The sequence below is a fragment of the Salinivibrio sp. IB868 genome, assembly GCF_001995655.1.
Classification (GTDB): Bacteria; Pseudomonadota; Gammaproteobacteria; order Enterobacterales; family Vibrionaceae; genus Salinivibrio; species Salinivibrio siamensis.
In genome coordinates this window covers 63,808-80,700 of record NZ_MUEW01000011.1, presented here as the reverse complement: position 1 = coordinate 80,700, position 16,893 = coordinate 63,808, and the positions used below count along the sequence as shown (strand labels likewise).

Here is a 16,893-nt window from a genome sequence, read left to right as displayed (position 1 = left end):
GATATCACACAATCTTATGCTATCCGCACAAAAAATAAGCCGAGCATGACGCTCGGCTTCAGTCTCGATAGGTGGTGCATCGCACCCCTTTTCATCACCTGGCTAACGGGTATGGATAACCAGATGATTGCTCTGTTTAACCTCTTCCATCACCACATACGTACGGGTGTCATTCACGCCGGGCAAACGCAGCAAAGTTTCACCCAATAACTTGCGATAAGCCGACATATCCGCTACTCGTGTTTTAAGCAGGTAGTCAAAATCCCCTGACACCAACGAGCACTCTTGAATGTCCTCAAGCGTTTGCACCGCTTTGTTAAATTGCTCGAACACATCAGGCGCGCCGCGGTTGAGTGTGATTTCGACAAACACCAACAGTGATGCATCCAAATACTGGGGGTTAAGCAGTGCCGTATAGCCAAGGATATAACCTTGACGCTCAAGACGTCGTACACGTTCTAGACAGGGGGTAGGAGAAAGACCAACACGTTTTGATAACTCAACGTTAGAGACTCGCCCATCCTTTTGGAGCTCGTTCAGGATGTTGCGGTCAATGCGGTCCAATTCCTTGGAGGGCTTTTTTTTGGTATCTACCATTTTTTATTCCACCTTGTTACTTCCTTGCAAAAAGATATACCAAATTAAATAACATCTAAATGATCTTTAGCATCAAATGCTGGTTTGTTGCCTTTATACTAGCCTGAAAATTGACAATATCAATAACAAGCCAGCCGATAACACTGAATAAACAAGAGGTGACAGCATGATCATTGGCGTTCCAAAAGAAATCAAAAACCATGAGTACCGTGTTGGTATGGTGCCAGCGAGTGTTCGCGAGCTTATTTCTCACGGCCACTCTGTCTACATTGAGACCAACGCAGGTAACGGTATTGGTTTCTCTGACGACGACTATAAAGCCGCCGGCGCGTCTATCCTTCCTACTGCTGCTGACGTCTTTGCCAAAGCAGAGATGATCGTCAAAGTGAAAGAGCCACAAGCCGTTGAGCGTGCGATGCTCCGCGAAGGACAGATTTTGTTCACCTATTTGCATCTTGCACCAGATTTTCCGCAAACAGAAGACTTAATTAAAAGTAAAGCCATCTATATTGCCTACGAAACGGTAACAGATTCTAAAGGTCGATTGCCACTCCTTGCGCCCATGTCTGAGGTCGCCGGCCGCATGTCTATTCAAGCAGGTGCACAAGCGCTAGAAAAATCACACGGCGGTTCGGGCATGCTGCTCAGCGGTGTACCCGGCGTTGAGCCGGCGAAAATCGTGGTACTAGGCGGTGGTGTTGTCGGCTCGAACGCCGCTCGTATGGCCGTTGGTCTGCGTGCTGACGTCACGATTCTCGACAAAAATGTCGATACCTTACGTCGCCTCGATGAAGAGTTCCAAGGGCGTGCCAAAGTGGTCTACTCCACAGAAGAAACCCTTGAACAACACGTATTGAACGCCGATCTGGTTGTCGGTGCCGTGCTGATCCCAGGTGCTGCTGCACCCAAGCTGGTTAACGAAGATCACATTAAGCGTATGAAGCCAGGCGCCGCCGTGGTGGACGTCGCTATCGACCAAGGTGGCTGTTTCGCAACATCACATGCGACAACCCATGCAGATCCCACCTATATCGTGGATGATGTCGTTCATTACTGTGTTGCCAATATGCCTGGCGCGGTAGCACGTACTTCTACTGTCGCTCTGAACAACGCCACACTGCCTTATATCGTTAAGCTGGCGAATAAAGGCTATCGTGATGCCTTGGTCGAAGATGCGCATCTACGTAATGGTCTGAATGTCATTGGCGGTCAAGTGACCATCAAAGAAGTCGCAGAAGGTTTTGATTTACCTTATGTTGACGCAATGGACGCACTGAAGTCGGCACATTAATCGGCCACGCCAATCATAGAAATCGAGGGCACCATCACGGTGCCCTTTCTTTACCTTTCTAATTTACCTACAATCAGTCCATTCAAAAACGAACCTCTTTCCTGCTCGGAGACGTGAATGAGTAACATTAAGCATGCGAACCTATTGATCCTGGGTTCAGGCCCGGCTGGCTATACGGCCGCTGTTTACGCCGCGCGCGCTAACTTAAACCCTGTGATGGTGACCGGAATGCAACAAGGTGGCCAGCTGACCACCACCACCGACGTTGAAAACTGGCCTGGCGATCCTGAGGGACTGACAGGACCGGCATTGATGGATCGCATGAAAGCCCATGCGGAAAAATTCGAGACTGAGATTATCTTTGATCACATCAATGACGTGGACTTATCCTCACGCCCGTTCCGCTTAAAAGGTGATAACGGTGAGTTCACCTGTGATGCGTTGGTTATTTCTACCGGTGCCTCTGCGCAATATCTTGGCCTTCCATCTGAAGAGGCATTTAAAGGGCGGGGCGTCTCAGCCTGTGCGACCTGTGATGGCTTTTTCTATCGCAACCAGAAAGTCGCGGTGATCGGTGGTGGTAACACGGCGGTCGAAGAGGCCTTGTACTTGTCGAATATTGCCTCAGAAGTGCATGTTGTTCACCGTCGCGAGACCTTCCGAGCCGAGAAAATCCTCGTTGACCGCATGATGGATAAAGTCAACAACGGCAATATTGTCCTTCATACTAATCGCGTGTTGGATGAAGTTTTAGGCGATGAAATGGGCGTGACCCAAGCACGCTTGAAAGACACCCAAAGTGATGAAACCGAAACACTGGATGTGATGGGTGTGTTTGTTGCTATCGGCCATAAACCCAATACCGATATTTTTGCGGGTCAATTAGAGATGGAAAATGGCTACATCAAGGTTGAGTCGGGCCTTAATGGCAACGCCACTCAAACCAGCGTTGAAGGTGTCTTTGCTGCTGGTGATGTGATGGATCATGTTTACCGTCAAGCGATCACCTCTGCAGGCACCGGTTGTATGGCCGCATTAGATGCCGAGCGCTATCTCGACGCTCTGGCAAATAATCAGTAAGCCCACGCTCTCATGCAGGCTGCCGTTCGGTGGCCTGCCCAGCCTATTTGTAGGCTCTCATAAAACAATAAGACGATATGGATAAATCTAAACAGCGGGCGCTAACCCAATGGCTCAAGTCGCAGAGCACGTTAGCCAAACCCTGGTTAGTTGCGACGATTAGTATTGCACTCCTCTCCGGTGTGCTTTTGATTGCCCAGGCAGCACTTCTTGCCCACCTGCTGCACCAGTTGATTATTGAACAAACGGATAAATTTGCCCTACTCCCAAGCTTTTTTGCCCTGGCTGTTGTCGTGATAGTGCGTGCGCTATGCAGTTGGGCGAAAGAGCAAACGGGTTACCGCTGTGGTGAAGCGATTCGCCAACATATTCGTCATTTAATCCTGAATCGTCTCGAGGCGTTGGGGCCGGTGAGTATCCAAGGGCGCCCAGCAGGCAGTTGGGCGAGTCTGATTTTAGAGCAAGTGGAAGAGTTACAAGACTTTTTTGCCCGTTATTTACCACAAATGGCCATCGCCGTCCTGATCCCGTTGGTGATCTTAGTCGCCGTTTTCCCAATCAACTGGGCCTCAGGATTGATCTTTTTAGTGACCGCACCGTTGGTCCCCTTTTTTATGGCCTTAGTTGGCATTAAAGCCGCTGATGCCAACCGAAAGAACTTTAAGGCACTGCAACGTTTATCCGGTTACTTCTACGACCGATTACGTGGACTGCCCACACTCAAGCTGTTTAACCGCGTCGAAGCGGAGGCCGAACAGCTTCACCTCGCGTCACACACGTTTCGTCAACGCACCATGGAAGTGCTGCGCCTCGCCTTTTTATCATCGGCCGTGCTGGAATTTTTCACCGCTATTTCCATCGCTGTTGTCGCCGTCTATTTCGGCTTTAGCTTTATTGGTGAGCTCGACTTTGGTCACTATGGCGCCTCCATCTCGCTGTTTACCGGTTTATTTGTTTTAGTGCTCGCCCCCGAGTTTTATCAGCCGTTGCGCGATCTCGGCACCTTTTATCACGCCAAGGCGCAAGCGATTGGGGCGGCTGAGTCGATCGTTGAATTCCTGGACGCTCAGCCAGATACCGGCACTCAAGGTGAGACCACGCCTGATTTATCCACCGTCGCTATTATCGCGCACGACCTGGAGGTACTCAGTCCCGACGGCCACGTATTGGCTGGGCCCATGCGTTTTTCCGTTCAGCCAGGCGAGCAGATTGCGCTCATTGGCGTCAGTGGCGCAGGCAAATCCAGCCTCCTTAACGCCCTGCTTGGTTTTCTGCCCTACCGTGGTAGCCTCACCATTAATGGCTGCGAACGCCGTGATCTCTCCATCAGCCACTGGCGCCAATCGATCAGTTGGGTCGGGCAGAATCCGCAACTTTTCCACGGCAGTATCCGCGACAATATTGCTCTGGCCAACCCTGAGGCAACGCCAGATATGATTAATCAGGTGATGACGCAAGCGTACGTGGATGAATTTGTGATGCGATTGACCGACGGCTTAGCCCACTCTGTCGGTGACCGAAATGGGGGGTTATCGGTGGGTCAAGCACAGCGCATTGCCGTCGCGCGAGCGCTATTACAAGATGGCGCCCTCTGGGTACTGGATGAACCGACTGCAAGCCTAGACGCACATAGCGAAAATCGCGTGCTAGAAACCTTGAGTGCAGCAACACAAGATAAAACCTGTATACAGGTATCGCACCGTTTGGACTCACTCGCCAACAGTGACCAAGTCTGGGTAATGATGGATGGGAAACTCGTGCAACAAGGCCCATATCACAGTCTGGCTGACTCGGGCCCGCTGGCAGAGATGCTGGCTTCCGCCGATAGGAGAAACCTCGATGCGTGAACTACTGCCCTATCTTCGCCTTTATAAGCGCCACTGGTTTGGTTTGAGTTTAGGCATGGTACTGGCGTTTGCCACACTATTTGCTGCTATTGGCCTACTCACCCTCTCCGGCTGGTTTATTGCCGCTGCGGCTGTTGCAGGCCTAGCGGGTATCGCTACCTTTAATTACATGCTCCCTGCCGCGGGTGTGCGTGGCTTCTCTATTGGCCGTACCTTTGGTCGTTGGGCCGAACGTGTGGTTAGCCACAATGCCACCTTCAAACTATTGGCAGATTTGCGCGTGTCATTTTTTCGCAAACTCGCCCCGTTAGTCCCTGATCAAGGGCTGAATATGCGTGATGCCGATTTGCTTAATCGCATGGTCGCCGATGTCGATGCCATGGATCACGTTTATCTGCGCCTAGTCAGCCCGATGATGGTCGGTATCGTCGGTATCCTGGCGGTGAGTTTCTTCCTGGGGTGGTTTGACCCAAGGCTTGGCATGGCGCTTGGACTGACCTTGCTCGCGTTACTGATTGGGCTGCCCATCCTTTTTTATCGCTTGGGTAACGATCAAGGCCGTGCTCAATTGGAGCAAAACGCAGCCACACGCATAGCACTGCTAGATTGGTTACAAGGCCACGCCGAACTGGCTTTATTTGGCGCACGTGACCGTTATCGCGCCCGCATCGATGATAGCGAGCAAGCGATGCTTCACGCACAAGCCAATATGGCGCGTATTACCGGATTGGCCAATGCCGTGCTCGTCGCGGCCACAGGGCTAACATTGGTGATGATGATTTGGCTCGCAGCAGATGGTGTCGGTGAGCGTGTGCCAGGCCCACTGATCGCGATGGTCGCCTTTACAACCATGGCCAGCTTTGAGCTGATGATGCCTATTACCGCCGCGTTCCAATATCTGGGTAAAACGCTTACCGCTGCCAAACGACTGAATGCGATCACCGAGCGAGCACCCAGTGTCCCCTTCCCTTCCCACGGACATACTGGCCCTGCCGTCGGCGATATTTGCTTTGATAGCGTCAGTTACCAATACCCAGGCGCGGCACAAGACGCGGTTTCAAATATCTCGCTCCACGTGACACCGGGACACACACTGGCACTGCTAGGAAGGACGGGATGTGGTAAGTCAACCTTATTGAGCTTGCTCACCCGCGCGTGGGATCCCATCCAAGGTCAAATCACCCTTGATGGGGTGCCTCTAACGCAATGGCAAGAAACCGCGCTGCGTGACGCCATGTCTGTGGTGACACAAAGCGTTGATTTGTTTAATGGCACACTGCGCGACAACCTTACCCTCGCTTGCCCAGATGCATCAGACGATGATCTCGCCTCTGCCCTGCACCGCGTCGGCTTAACCGGGCTGCTCGAAGGCCAAGGGCTAGACGCATGGTTGGGCGACGGCGGACGACAACTCTCTGGGGGCGAGCGCCGCCGCTTGGGGATTGCTCGTGGCCTCTTGCACCCCGCGCCGATTATGTTGCTTGATGAGCCAACGGAAGGACTGGATGTGCAAACCGAAGCAGAGATCCTATCCTTACTGCAAGACCATTGTCAGGATAAAACCGTGGTGATCATTACCCATCGATTGGTTGGCTTGGCGCATATGGACACAGTTTGTTTAATGGATGCAGGCCGCATTATTGAGCAAGGCACGCACCAAGACTTGCTGGCACGTAACGGTCGCTATGCACAACTCATGAACCGCTTGTAATAAGAGAGTGTACGATGACCCTCTTTTTACCCCCTTTAGCGCAAAATGATGTCGGCTTTCCGCCCGTGAATGAGGCGCTCTCTCACCCCGATGGCTTGCTCGCCATTGGGGGAGATCTATCACCTGCGCGGCTAATGTCGGCTTATCGCAGTGGTATTTTCCCCTGGTTTGGCGAAGATGACCCTTTATTGTGGTGGTCGCCGAGTGAACGCGCCATCCTTCAGCCCTCTGATTTTCACGCCAGTCGCAGTTTGCGTAAAGCCGCCAAAAAGTCTGCGTATACCATCACGTTCAATCGCGCATTCGAGATGGTGATCGCTACCTGCGCGACTATTCGTGGACCTGAACAGACCTGGATTACCGATGAGATGCAAGCCGCTTACTGCCAGCTTCATCAGCAAGGCGATGCCCACAGTGTGGAAGTGTGGGACGGAGCACACCTTGTCGGCGGGCTTTACGGTGTCTCTGTAGGCCGTGTGTTCTGTGGTGAATCCATGTTTTCCCACACGACCAATGCGTCAAAGTTTGCCCTTTGGCAATTTAGCCAATTCTTCGCGCAACGAGGGGGGCACTATATTGACTGTCAGATGATGACCCCACATTTAGCCTCTTTGGGCGCCAAACCCTGGACACGCGACGCGTTTATCGCCGCGCTGCACGCTCATCGCGATGACCCCATTATCCAGGGCTGCCAACCGCAGCAGATTGCAGATTGGAGACCATAATGAGTGTGGGGATCCAGGTAGGCGTCACGCCTACAGCATCTTGCCAATACTTGTCTCACCAGCAAGAGCAACTGGCCGTGGTGATGTCGGCGGATTACCACACGCCCGAGCGATATGCTGCGCTGTTAGCCGCTGGCTTTCGTCGCAGTGGTAACCTTATTTACCGGCCGCACTGCCCACAATGCCAGGCCTGCCAAGCGCTTCGGATTGATGTGGCCAAATATCAACCCTCAAAAAGCCAAAAGCGTCATCGCAGCCAGCTTAATCGCCTAGAGATTAAAGTGAGTGATGAGCTTGATGAGAACTGGTTTGCGCTCTTTCAACGGTACATCGCCACTCGCCATGCTGATGGCAATATGTACCCTGCCAAGCGCCAAGATTTTCTCGACTTTATCGGTAGTGACTGGTTATCCCCGCGCTTTATCCATTTGTATCAACGCGATCATAACCAACTCACCCTGGTTGCCATCGCCGTGACTGATGTCGTCGCCGACGGGTTAAGTGCGCTTTATACCTTTTTCGAACCAGAGCACCGCTTCTCTCTTGGACGCGTCAGTATTCAGGCACAGCTACAACTGGCAAATTCACTCCATTTACCCTGGCTCTACTTGGGCTATCAAATCGACACCTGTCCAGCGATGCGTTATAAGGCGGACTATTATCCACATCAACGCTTTATCAACCAGCAGTGGCGGGCGTTTTCCTGGCCGCTTATTCCACAATAGTGGCTATTTTTTCTAGCAAGGAGCGCCCCAACAGGGTAAAATTCGCACCCGAACTTTACAGACTTTCAGAATAGAGGCATTATCTGTCGGTCAAAAAATTGGCTACCAGAAGAGGCCTAAGAGGATTCAATGGCAAAAGAAGACGTAATTGAAATGCAAGGCACCGTACTCGATACGTTGCCTAATACTATGTTCCGCGTAGAACTAGAAAACGGTCACGTGGTGACTGCCCACATTTCAGGCAAGATGCGTAAGCACTACATCCGCATCCTGACCGGCGACAAAGTCACTGTTGAAATGACCCCTTACGATTTGTCCAAAGGTCGCATCGTTTTCCGTTCGCGTTAATCCTCCGAACGCGATCAAAAAACCCGGCAGCGATGCCGGGTTTTGCTTTTGCGTCTCAAGATGATTAAGCCGGTTCCATTTGATCACTGAATTGGAAGTCCAACCGGTTATCTTTCAATACCACACGAACCGTCCCTCCATTGACCAGACAGCCAAACAGCAGCTCATTAGCCAGTGGCTTTTTCAAGTTATCTTGGATAACGCGCCCCATCGGCCGTGCTCCCATTGCCTTGTCATAGCCTTCTTCCGCTAGCCAGCGCTTAGCCTCTGACGTCACCTCAAGCGACACGCCCTTGGCGTCCAGTTGAGCTTGTAGCTCGACAATGAACTTGTCCACCACTTGCAAGATAACTTGCTCATCCAAGTGATTAAACCAGATGATGTTGTCCAAACGGTTACGGAACTCTGGCGAGAACACCTTCTTAATTTCGGACATTGCATCATGACTGTGGTCTTGCTGAATCAGGCCAATCGACTTACGCACCGTCTCGGCCACGCCAGCATTGGTCGTCATCACCAAGATAACATTGCGGAAATCGGCTTTGCGTCCGTTGTTGTCCGTCAAAGTGCCATTATCCATCACCTGTAACAACAGGTTGAACACGTCTGGGTGTGCTTTCTCAATTTCATCAAGCAGCACTACACTGTATGGGTGCTTGATCACCGCATCGGTCAGCAACCCGCCCTGATCGTATCCCACATAGCCTGGGGGAGCACCAATCAAGCGGCTCACTGTGTGACGTTCCATGTACTCCGACATGTCAAAGCGCTGCAGCTCAATGCCCATCGCGCGGGCCAATTGTACCGTGACCTCGGTTTTACCGACCCCGGTAGGCCCGGCAAACAAGAAAGAGCCGACCGGTTTATTCTCATCGCCCAGTCCTGCGCGGCTTAACTTGATCGCTTCAGACAACGCGGTGATGGCGGTATCTTGGCCAAACACCAACATTTTCAGCTTGTCATCCAGCGACTGCAGCACGTCTTTATCTGACGAAGAAATCGACTTCTCAGGAATACGCGCCATTTTCGCAATCATACTCTCAACATCAGGGACATTGACCGTCTTCTTACGTTTGCTCGCTGGCGCCATACGACACCGCGCCCCCGCCTCATCGATCACATCGATCGCTTTGTCTGGCAAATGACGCTCATTAATGTATTTCGCCGACAGCTCCACAGCAGCACGAATGGCCTTGTTGGTATAACGCACTTCGTGGTGGGCTTCGTATTTGGGTTTCAGCCCCATCAAGATTTTAGTGGTGTCATCAATAGAGGGCTCAATCACGTCGATTTTCTGGAAACGGCGCGCCAGTGCCCGCTCTTTTTCGAAGATAGAGCCATACTCTTGGTAGGTCGTCGAGCCGATACAGCGTAACTTTCCGCTACTCAATAGCGGTTTAATTAAGTTTGCGGCATCTACCTGGCCACCACTGGCAGCACCTGCGCCAATGATAGTGTGGATCTCGTCGATAAAGAGCACCGCATGATCTTCTTTTTCGAGTTGCTTCAAGATCGATTTAAAGCGCTTCTCAAAGTCACCACGGTATTTGGTCCCGGCTAACAGAGACCCAATGTCGAGCGAATAAATCACGCAATCTTTGATCACATCTGGCACTTGCCCTTCGACAATACGCCATGCGAGCCCTTCTGCAATTGCCGTCTTACCGACCCCGGCTTCGCCAACCAACAGGGGGTTATTCTTACGACGGCGACACAGTACCTGGATGGTGCGCTCAAGTTCCTTATCACGACCGATTAACGGATCAATACCGCCAACCCGCGCGAGCTGATTAAGGTTAGTCGCGAAGTTCTCCAACCGGTCTTCACCCGGCTCCGCACCGGCCTCATCGGCGCCCATGTCACTGCTTGGCAGATCGTCGCCTTCATCTTTCGTGGTGCCATGAGAGATATAGTTGACTACGTCAAGGCGACTCACGTCGTTCTTTTTAAGCAGGTAAGCGGCGTGGGACTCTTGTTCGCTAAAGATGGCCACCAACACGTTCGCACCGCTTACTTCGCTACGACCGGATGACTGCACATGAAAAACAGCCCGCTGGAGTACTCGCTGGAAGCTTAGCGTTGGCTGCGTTTCCCGCGACTCATCGTCCGCAGGGATCAGCGGTGTGGTTTGTTCGATAAACGCATCAAGTTCTTTGCGCAGCGCCTCCAAGTCTGCACGGCACGCGACCAGCGCATCGTGCGCGGCCGCATTTTCGATTAACGCGAGAAGCAGGTGCTCCACCGTCATGAATTCGTGGCGTTTTTCACGCGCACGTGCAAACGCGCCATTCAAACTGGCTTCAAGTTCTTTGTTAAGCATAAAGGCACCTCCCTCAAAAACCGCGCTAAAGCGTGATGGAGCCGGCTAAGCTTTCTCCATCGTGCACAGTAGCGGATGGCCATGCTCTTTGGCATACATCATTACCTGTGCCACTTTCGTTTCAGCGACCTCGGCGGTAAATACGCCACAGACCGCTTTTCCTTCATAGTGCACCGTCAGCATGACTTGCGTCGCTTTGTCCACATCCATGGCAAAAAACGTCTGGAGCACATCGATAACAAACTCCATCGGAGTATAGTCATCATTATTTAGCACCACCTTGTACATTGATGGCGGTTGCAACTTGGTTTTTTCTGACGATTCGGCCTCTGCGTCAGGCAAACCCCACTGGTTCCAATTACTCATAACTCATTCAATGCATTGTTAGGGTGTCTCGGTAAATGATGTGGCGGGGCACTACTGCCATCCACGATTCCCGTCCACCTATACTTAAAGTTAAGCCACAGATTGTATTCCAGCAACCTTTTCATTGCGAACACCGTTTGCCTGAGCAATTGTTAAGCACTGTATTGTGTCATAGTGTCTGACGCCGCATTTCGTTCACTGCGCGCGACACGAACGTGTCATCGCTCACTGCATCAAAATGCATAAAAAACAAGGCAGACCGGCTAGCAAATAACGTGTGGGCGGATCGCGTCAAGCGCGACAGGTGAGAAATAGGTACACGCCTCTCTCGATTCGACAATATTCACTCCATGATCATTTTTAAGCAGGCGTACTCCTTGCGTAATGCCAGTAGCGCTCATGCCAATCCAAACACTTAAGGGCTAAAGAGCAAGTTATTAGAATAAAAAGTAATAGTTGAGCCCTGTAATAGCGCATCTATCACTGTAATAACACGCGTTTATAGCGAAAACATCCAGGGTAAAATCTAAAAAACTATGCAATTAAGATGTCTGTTGTTGAATGAATAATTGCCACTTCCTCACACTTTTTCGATTCGATATTACATTACTGTTATAAGTTATACCCCACACTTGACTGCCTAAAAGTATCTACTAAAGTGAAACATGTGGTAGGTAAACTAACCATGTCACTTCTATTCAATCATATCAGTGATGGCAACAGTGCCACGCTGCCGGGATTGATGAGGTGGAATGAACGCGTTTATCGCAGGTATGCAAAGTTTGATGCAAGAAGGATGTGTCGCATGGAAACTGGTACAGTAAAATGGTTTAACAATGCAAAAGGATTTGGCTTTATTTGTCCGGTAGAAGGAGAAGGCGATGTGTTTGCCCACTATTCTACCATCCAGATGGACGGATATAAGACATTAAAGGCGGGACAAACCGTCAACTACGAGGTTCAGGAAGGACCAAAAGGCTACCATGCCAGTGAAATTGTGCCAGTCGATCAAGAAGCGGCTAAATAGCGCTGAATCCGGTCGGCCAAATGGAAAAGGCGAGCTTACCGCTCGCCTTTGTTGTGTTTGACCGAACTCAATGCCGTCTAGAGTAACCCAAGCATCTGTTTGTAGTGGCGGCGACACACAGAAACATAACGTTCATTGCCCCCAATCACCACCTGATCACCATCCGCAATGGCATTACCCTCGCTATCTTGGCGAATAACTCGACTCGCTTTACGTCCACAATGGCATACGGTTTTCAGTTCAACGAGCTTATCAGCCCACGCCAACAAGTACTGCGACCCTTCAAACAGCTCACCACGAAAATCCGTTCTTAATCCATAACACAATACTGGGATCCGCAGCTTATCCACCACATCAGTGAGCTCAAGGACTTGCTGTTTGGTCAAAAATTGGCTCTCATCAATCAATAAACAGTCAACTTTCTCTTGCGCCAAGATAGTCGCAACGTGCTCGAATAGCGACGTCTGATTGTCATACAGGTGGGCATCAGCTTCTAAGCCAATTCGCGAACTAATTTTTCCGACCCCATAGCGGTTATCAATCGCGGCGGTAAAGAGTAGAGGCTGCATACCGCGCTCTTGGTAGTTAAAGGCCGATTGTAACAAGGTGGTCGACTTACCCGCGTTCATTGCCGAATAATAAAAGTATAACTGAGCCATAACTGTCTCTACACGTAATGCCCGTTGTGGGCGAACTGGATTAAATAAACAGGCATGCTACCGCACTAGCAGAAAAAGAAAAGCCCCGCCGAGGCGAGGCTAGATAATTAACCGACCAATTTACACGGTCGCTTTTTAAGCCACATTAACCCAGCACATAGTGCAACGAACGCAAACACGGTCGCCATCAAGGACCAAAGAAGTGACGCGGTAAAGCCTAACACCATGAAGCCTACGGTTGAGACAAGCGCCCCGCCAATAGCATAAGGGAGCTGGGTGGCGACGTGGTCAATATGTCCACATCGTGCCCCTGTTGAAGACAAGATAGTGGTATCAGAAATTGGTGAACAATGATCGCCAAATACCGCCCCCGCCAATACTGCTGAGAGCATAGGTAGCATCAGAGCAATGTCTGTCGCCGCGGCAAGATCGCCCGCGATAGGAAGCATAATACCGAACGTCCCCCACGACGTCCCTGTTGCAAAGGCCATCACTGCCGCCAGCAAGAAGAGCACCACAGGCAAGAGTTGCGCCGGTAAGTTCCCCTCAACTAAGGACGACAAATATTTGCCTGTTTGTAGATCACCAATAATATGGCCAATTGACCAAGCAAATAACAGAATGAGGATCGCGCCAAACATAGACTTTGCGCCCACCCAAAGGGTTTTCGCAATATCTGATACCGCAATACCTTGTTTACCTGTCATCACTAAGGACACAGCTAAACCCGCCAGTCCACCCCACAGTAACGACATACCGACATCGGTATTTTCAAACGCGCCGAGGAGAGAAAAGGATTGTGCATCAGCGGCCAAGGCCTGCCCGCCGGTATATAGCATCGCCCCCACCGTCGCCACGACTAGCATAATAATGGGGGCAACCAAATCAGCCACGCTGCCCTTATCACTTTCTTCAATCCCTAAGTCATCGCAGATATCAGCGCAGTTTTCACTTTCATCGCCCAATCGACTGCCTTTTTTCGCCTGATATTCAAACTGACGCATCGGGCCAATATCCAGTTGAAACCAAACCACCGCAAACACTAAGAGTAAGGCAAAAATGGCGTAAAAGTTCATCGGGATCATGGTGACAAATGCCCCTAGCGCCGTGTAATCCGTCACACCATGCGCCACTAAAATCGAGCCAATCACGGTAATGATATAGGCTCCCCAGCTTGATGCTGGCGTGATCACACACATAGGGGCTGCCGTGGAGTCAAGGATGTAAGCCAGTTTCGCTCGAGAGACGTGAAATCTATCTGTCACGGGGCGAGAAACAGCGCCCACCGCTAAGCTGTTGAAATAATCATCGACAAATATAAATACGCCGAGAAAAGCGGCGAGCAGTTTCGCCCCACGTTTACTCTTGATCCGACTTTGCGCCCAATTGGCGAACGCGCGTGTGCCTCCAGAAAGAGACAGGAGCGCAGTGATCATACCGAGTAAAATAAGAAACGCGAGAATACTTAAATTCCAGCTATTTAAGCCTCCATCAGCAATAAATAGTCCAGTGATCACCTCAAGTAAGTACTGTCCAGAAGAGAGGAAAGAAAAATCGGTCAGTAACACAGTACCTAGTACGATTCCCATGCCCAACGACAATAAAACCCGTCGTGTGGCAATCGCGAGGCCTAGCGCCAATAAAGGGGGAAGCAGTGATAAAGCGGATGAAGAAAAATCTGTTAAGTTCATGATCTCAGTGTCAACCAGGTGGTTGGAGATCTACTGCAGAAATGAAGACGGTAAGGTGTGGTATCACACGGCAAACAGCTTGCCTCCTACATACAGTAGCGCTCCATAGTGTATTTCCAAGTACTATGGCAGTGCTGCCCCTATTCGGTAACAGCCCCAGCTCAATCGGTGTGATGACCTGATTGGCTTCGGCGTTGTTTCCTTTTATGCGCTCTCATCGGTATCACCCTCTTGCGCACGACTTATAAACAACGCACCTCTACGTTAAGCGTGGTGCATTCTACACAACGTGTTTACTATCGCAACTATTTATGGTTGAAAAAACGTCGATTAACCCCCACCTTACTCGATGCCAATAAAATGCGTCTTATCTTCTATTTTTTTAGACATCTGTTTCAAAAAAGACAATAGAATTAAAGTCAAATTTGCGGTTAACTTGCAATTAATGAACAATATGGCGTATTAATATAGGTCATATTGTATATTTCAATTATACTGCTATCATTCTTTCAATTAACATATAAATCAAATAGGAACCAATAATGTCTGATGCAATGAAAGCCTTACTCAATTTGCGTAGCTTACGCGCAGTTGCAAAAGAGATGTCTACTGAGCAACTGAACGAAGCCTTAGAAAAATTACAAACGGTTGTTGAAGAGCGCAAAGAAATCGATCGCCAAGCTGAAGCGCAAGAAAAAGAGCGCTTAGAGAAGTTAGAAAAATACCGTGCTATGTTAGAAGCCGACGGTATTGACCCAGAAGAAATCGTGGCATTGTTAGGTGGTGCTTCCAAGAGCAAAGCATCGGGTAAACGCGCGACTCGTCCAGCAAAATATCAATATACGGGCGAAGATGGCTCACAAAAAACCTGGACAGGCCAAGGTCGTATGCCGAAAGTGATTCGCGAAGCGATTGAGAGCGGTGCGGCTAAGCAGGAAGATTTCCTCATCCCAGGCCAAGAAGCCTAAGTCCATATTCCCGCATAAAAAAAGAGGCGCTCAGCCTCTTTTTTTTATCCCTTAACCAAATTTAATTCTGTCTGCCAAATGGCTCACCGCTAACGCAAAGTAGTGCGAGCGATTCCATTTCAATAAACTCTGATAATTATTATAAACAAGATAAGCCCTGCCTTTACCATCATCAGGCTGAATCAACCACGCATTGATATCGACGGCGGGTAGCGCCTGACCATTCAAACGGCGCACACCACGCGTCTGCCAGGCACTCAATGAGTGTGCTTTATCACTGTCGGTGCCAAGCAAAGTACGATCTATTCCTGCAGGTAGCTGTACTTGCCGCCCCCATGTATAAGTATCATCCCACCCGGCTTTTTTTAAGTAATTCGCAGCAGACGCAAAAACATCGGCTTCTGTTTGCCAAATGTCTTTCTTACCATCTTGATTGCCATCGACCGCGTAATTAATAAACGAGCTTGGCATAAACTGGCATTGGCCCATTGCCCCTGCCCAAGAGCCTTTCATCGCTTCTGGCGCAATGTGCCCTTGCTGTAATATCTTCAGTGCAGCCATGGTCTCTTTACGAAAAAAGGCCTCTCGACGACCATCAAAGGCTAATGTTGATAAAGCTTCAATCACATTATAACTGCCCTGAAGTTTGCCAAAATTACTTTCTACGCCCCATAAAGCCACAATAAAACGCGGCTGAACTTGGTACTGCTCACCGATGGTTTTCAACGTGTCGTAATGTTCACGATACAGTTTTTTCGCTTGGGCGACTTTCCAATCAGGCACAGCACGCGGAATATATTCATCCAGCGTAAGGCGTCGCTCAGGTTGATTTCGATCGGAGCTGACCGCACGCTCGTGGTATTCAACGTCCTTAAACGCACGCTCAAGTAACGCATCACTGATGCCCGCCTCTCGTGCCTCGGCTTTTAAGGTGGTCACATACTGCTCGAATCCGGGCTTGGCCATCACAGGGCTCACCAACAGTGCCGCCGCGATAGAAGCTGAAATCATACCTTTGCGCATAGTCTTCCTTTTACAGTTTTTCGTTTTTATTACGAATGGCCTGCAATGCCGCATCAGGTGGCGGGGGCAATTGCACAAAAAAGCCATCACTTTGCAGGCTTTGTTTAACCTTATTGATGTCAACAGCAGCCAGTTTATCGCGCTTGTCTAAGTTGATCATCATGGCAAATTCGGGTTGCCCAAAGCTATTCATTAATGCCTCAGGCACATCATCAAATTTATCTTTCTCTGCAAGATAAAGATAGGTGCCTTCTTTCTTTTTGCTACGATAAATTGCGCAATACATCTCAAAAGTCCTCATGAGCATGCCATATTACTGGCGATAAATTGTCATCTCGGGGTAAAGGTTTGTTAAGCTTTGCAGCAAAGTGTGTCAAAACGCGTCTCTGCTGCCATTTCTCATTCAAACGTTAAAAAAACACCATTAAAGGGAGAAATGCCGCATCAACGGCAAACCCTGCTTGCCGCATTGGCGCTGTGAATATACCATGCTATCCAACGTCTGATAATGCGCG

Annotated in this window: 16 protein-coding genes and 1 riboswitch; of the genes, 9 read left to right on the top strand and 7 right to left on the bottom strand. The window is 50.0% G+C overall.

The features are described 5' to 3' along the window. Positions 1-102 precede the first annotated feature (102 nt). A complete protein-coding gene (gene lrp, locus BZG20_RS12515; RefSeq protein WP_046073519.1) occupies positions 103-597 on the bottom strand; it encodes a leucine-responsive transcriptional regulator Lrp in 495 nt (164 codons plus the stop codon). 166 nt (positions 598-763) lie between these two features. Here lrp and ald point away from each other — a divergent pair, with 166 nt between their 5' ends. From ald to infA, 7 genes are all read left to right on the top strand, one after another. Continuing rightward, complete coding sequence (ald, locus tag BZG20_RS12510; protein WP_077579219.1) at positions 764-1,888, top strand: alanine dehydrogenase; 1,125 nt, start codon at positions 764-766, stop codon at positions 1,886-1,888. A 117-nt stretch (positions 1,889-2,005) separates the two neighbouring features. Then, positions 2,006-2,968 (top strand): thioredoxin-disulfide reductase, encoded by a 963-nt coding sequence (gene trxB / locus BZG20_RS12505; protein WP_077579218.1) that lies wholly within the window; start codon positions 2,006-2,008, stop codon positions 2,966-2,968. Positions 2,969-3,045: 77 nt separating this feature from the next. After that, positions 3,046-4,815 carry a cysteine/glutathione ABC transporter permease/ATP-binding protein CydD gene (gene cydD / locus BZG20_RS12500; RefSeq protein ID WP_077579217.1) on the top strand — a complete coding sequence of 590 codons (1,770 nt, stop codon included), beginning with the start codon at positions 3,046-3,048 and terminating at the stop codon, positions 4,813-4,815. After that, complete coding sequence (cydC, locus tag BZG20_RS12495; RefSeq protein WP_077579216.1) at positions 4,808-6,526, top strand: cysteine/glutathione ABC transporter ATP-binding protein/permease CydC; 1,719 nt, start codon at positions 4,808-4,810, stop codon at positions 6,524-6,526. The genes cydD and cydC overlap by 8 nt, the downstream gene beginning before the upstream one ends. 14 nt (positions 6,527-6,540) lie before the next feature. Beyond that, positions 6,541-7,251 (top strand): leucyl/phenylalanyl-tRNA--protein transferase, encoded by a 711-nt coding sequence (aat, locus tag BZG20_RS12490; RefSeq protein WP_077579215.1) that lies wholly within the window; start codon positions 6,541-6,543, stop codon positions 7,249-7,251. Beyond that, positions 7,251-7,976, top strand: a complete 726-nt coding sequence (locus tag BZG20_RS12485) for an arginyltransferase (protein ID WP_077579214.1) — start codon at positions 7,251-7,253, stop codon at positions 7,974-7,976. Before aat ends, BZG20_RS12485 begins: the two co-directional genes overlap by 1 nt. 129 nt (positions 7,977-8,105) lie before the next feature. Next, complete coding sequence (gene infA / locus BZG20_RS12480) at positions 8,106-8,324, top strand: translation initiation factor IF-1 (protein WP_021022425.1); 219 nt, start codon at positions 8,106-8,108, stop codon at positions 8,322-8,324. A gap of 64 nt (positions 8,325-8,388) precedes the next feature. Here the strand turns inward: infA and clpA are convergent, their stop codons facing one another. Beyond that, on the bottom strand, positions 8,389-10,644 hold the full coding sequence (gene clpA, locus BZG20_RS12475) for an ATP-dependent Clp protease ATP-binding subunit ClpA (RefSeq protein ID WP_077579213.1): 2,256 nt from the start codon (positions 10,642-10,644) through the stop codon (positions 8,389-8,391). A gap of 45 nt (positions 10,645-10,689) precedes the next feature. Further along, positions 10,690-11,010 (bottom strand): ATP-dependent Clp protease adapter ClpS, encoded by a 321-nt coding sequence (clpS, locus tag BZG20_RS12470; protein ID WP_046073527.1) that lies wholly within the window; start codon positions 11,008-11,010, stop codon positions 10,690-10,692. An 805-nt stretch (positions 11,011-11,815) separates the two neighbouring features. Here clpS and cspD point away from each other — a divergent pair. Further along, positions 11,816-12,037 (top strand): cold shock domain-containing protein CspD, encoded by a 222-nt coding sequence (gene cspD / locus BZG20_RS12465; RefSeq protein ID WP_046073528.1) that lies wholly within the window; start codon positions 11,816-11,818, stop codon positions 12,035-12,037. Positions 12,038-12,114: 77 nt separating this feature from the next. Here the strand turns inward: cspD and BZG20_RS12460 are convergent, their stop codons facing one another. Next, on the bottom strand, positions 12,115-12,696 hold the full coding sequence (locus tag BZG20_RS12460; RefSeq protein WP_046073529.1) for a thymidine kinase: 582 nt from the start codon (positions 12,694-12,696) through the stop codon (positions 12,115-12,117). A 107-nt stretch (positions 12,697-12,803) separates the two neighbouring features. Next, the gene (locus tag BZG20_RS12455; protein ID WP_046073530.1) at positions 12,804-14,387 is read right to left on the bottom strand and encodes a Na+/H+ antiporter NhaC family protein; all 1,584 of its coding nucleotides are present in this window, start codon (positions 14,385-14,387) and stop codon (positions 12,804-12,806) included. A gap of 88 nt (positions 14,388-14,475) precedes the next feature. After that, positions 14,476-14,657: riboswitch (Lysine riboswitch) on the bottom strand. Positions 14,658-14,929: 272 nt separating this feature from the next. On the opposite strand from BZG20_RS12455, the gene BZG20_RS12450 reads away from it, so the two are divergent. Next, the gene (locus BZG20_RS12450; protein WP_046073531.1) at positions 14,930-15,355 is read left to right on the top strand and encodes an H-NS family nucleoid-associated regulatory protein; all 426 of its coding nucleotides are present in this window, start codon (positions 14,930-14,932) and stop codon (positions 15,353-15,355) included. A 51-nt stretch (positions 15,356-15,406) separates the two neighbouring features. Here the strand turns inward: BZG20_RS12450 and BZG20_RS12445 are convergent, their stop codons facing one another. Beyond that, positions 15,407-16,378, bottom strand: coding sequence for a lytic murein transglycosylase (locus BZG20_RS12445; RefSeq protein ID WP_046073532.1), 972 nt, complete (start codon positions 16,376-16,378; stop codon positions 15,407-15,409). Positions 16,379-16,388: 10 nt separating this feature from the next. Continuing rightward, positions 16,389-16,664, bottom strand: coding sequence for a YcgL domain-containing protein (locus tag BZG20_RS12440; RefSeq protein WP_069361431.1), 276 nt, complete (start codon positions 16,662-16,664; stop codon positions 16,389-16,391). Positions 16,665-16,893 lie beyond the last annotated feature (229 nt).

Excerpts from the sequence above, each read along its gene's own strand:
- lrp (WP_046073519.1), bottom strand. The coding sequence starts at position 597 with ATGGTAGATACCAAAAAAAAGCCCTCCAAGGAATTGGACCGCATTGAC.
- ald (WP_077579219.1), top strand. The coding sequence starts at position 764 with ATGATCATTGGCGTTCCAAAAGAAATCAAAAACCATGAGTACCGTGTT.
- trxB (WP_077579218.1), top strand. The coding sequence starts at position 2,006 with ATGAGTAACATTAAGCATGCGAACCTATTGATCCTGGGTTCAGGCCCG.
- cydD (WP_077579217.1), top strand. The coding sequence starts at position 3,046 with ATGGATAAATCTAAACAGCGGGCGCTAACCCAATGGCTCAAGTCGCAG.
- cydC (WP_077579216.1), top strand. The coding sequence starts at position 4,808 with ATGCGTGAACTACTGCCCTATCTTCGCCTTTATAAGCGCCACTGGTTT.
- aat (WP_077579215.1), top strand. The coding sequence starts at position 6,541 with ATGACCCTCTTTTTACCCCCTTTAGCGCAAAATGATGTCGGCTTTCCG.
- BZG20_RS12485 (WP_077579214.1), top strand. The coding sequence starts at position 7,251 with ATGAGTGTGGGGATCCAGGTAGGCGTCACGCCTACAGCATCTTGCCAA.
- infA (WP_021022425.1), top strand. The coding sequence starts at position 8,106 with ATGGCAAAAGAAGACGTAATTGAAATGCAAGGCACCGTACTCGATACG.
- clpA (WP_077579213.1), bottom strand. The coding sequence starts at position 10,644 with ATGCTTAACAAAGAACTTGAAGCCAGTTTGAATGGCGCGTTTGCACGT.
- clpS (WP_046073527.1), bottom strand. The coding sequence starts at position 11,010 with ATGAGTAATTGGAACCAGTGGGGTTTGCCTGACGCAGAGGCCGAATCG.
- cspD (WP_046073528.1), top strand. The coding sequence starts at position 11,816 with ATGGAAACTGGTACAGTAAAATGGTTTAACAATGCAAAAGGATTTGGC.
- BZG20_RS12460 (WP_046073529.1), bottom strand. The coding sequence starts at position 12,696 with ATGGCTCAGTTATACTTTTATTATTCGGCAATGAACGCGGGTAAGTCG.
- BZG20_RS12455 (WP_046073530.1), bottom strand. The coding sequence starts at position 14,387 with ATGAACTTAACAGATTTTTCTTCATCCGCTTTATCACTGCTTCCCCCT.
- BZG20_RS12450 (WP_046073531.1), top strand. The coding sequence starts at position 14,930 with ATGTCTGATGCAATGAAAGCCTTACTCAATTTGCGTAGCTTACGCGCA.
- BZG20_RS12445 (WP_046073532.1), bottom strand. The coding sequence starts at position 16,378 with ATGCGCAAAGGTATGATTTCAGCTTCTATCGCGGCGGCACTGTTGGTG.
- BZG20_RS12440 (WP_069361431.1), bottom strand. The coding sequence starts at position 16,664 with ATGTATTGCGCAATTTATCGTAGCAAAAAGAAAGAAGGCACCTATCTT.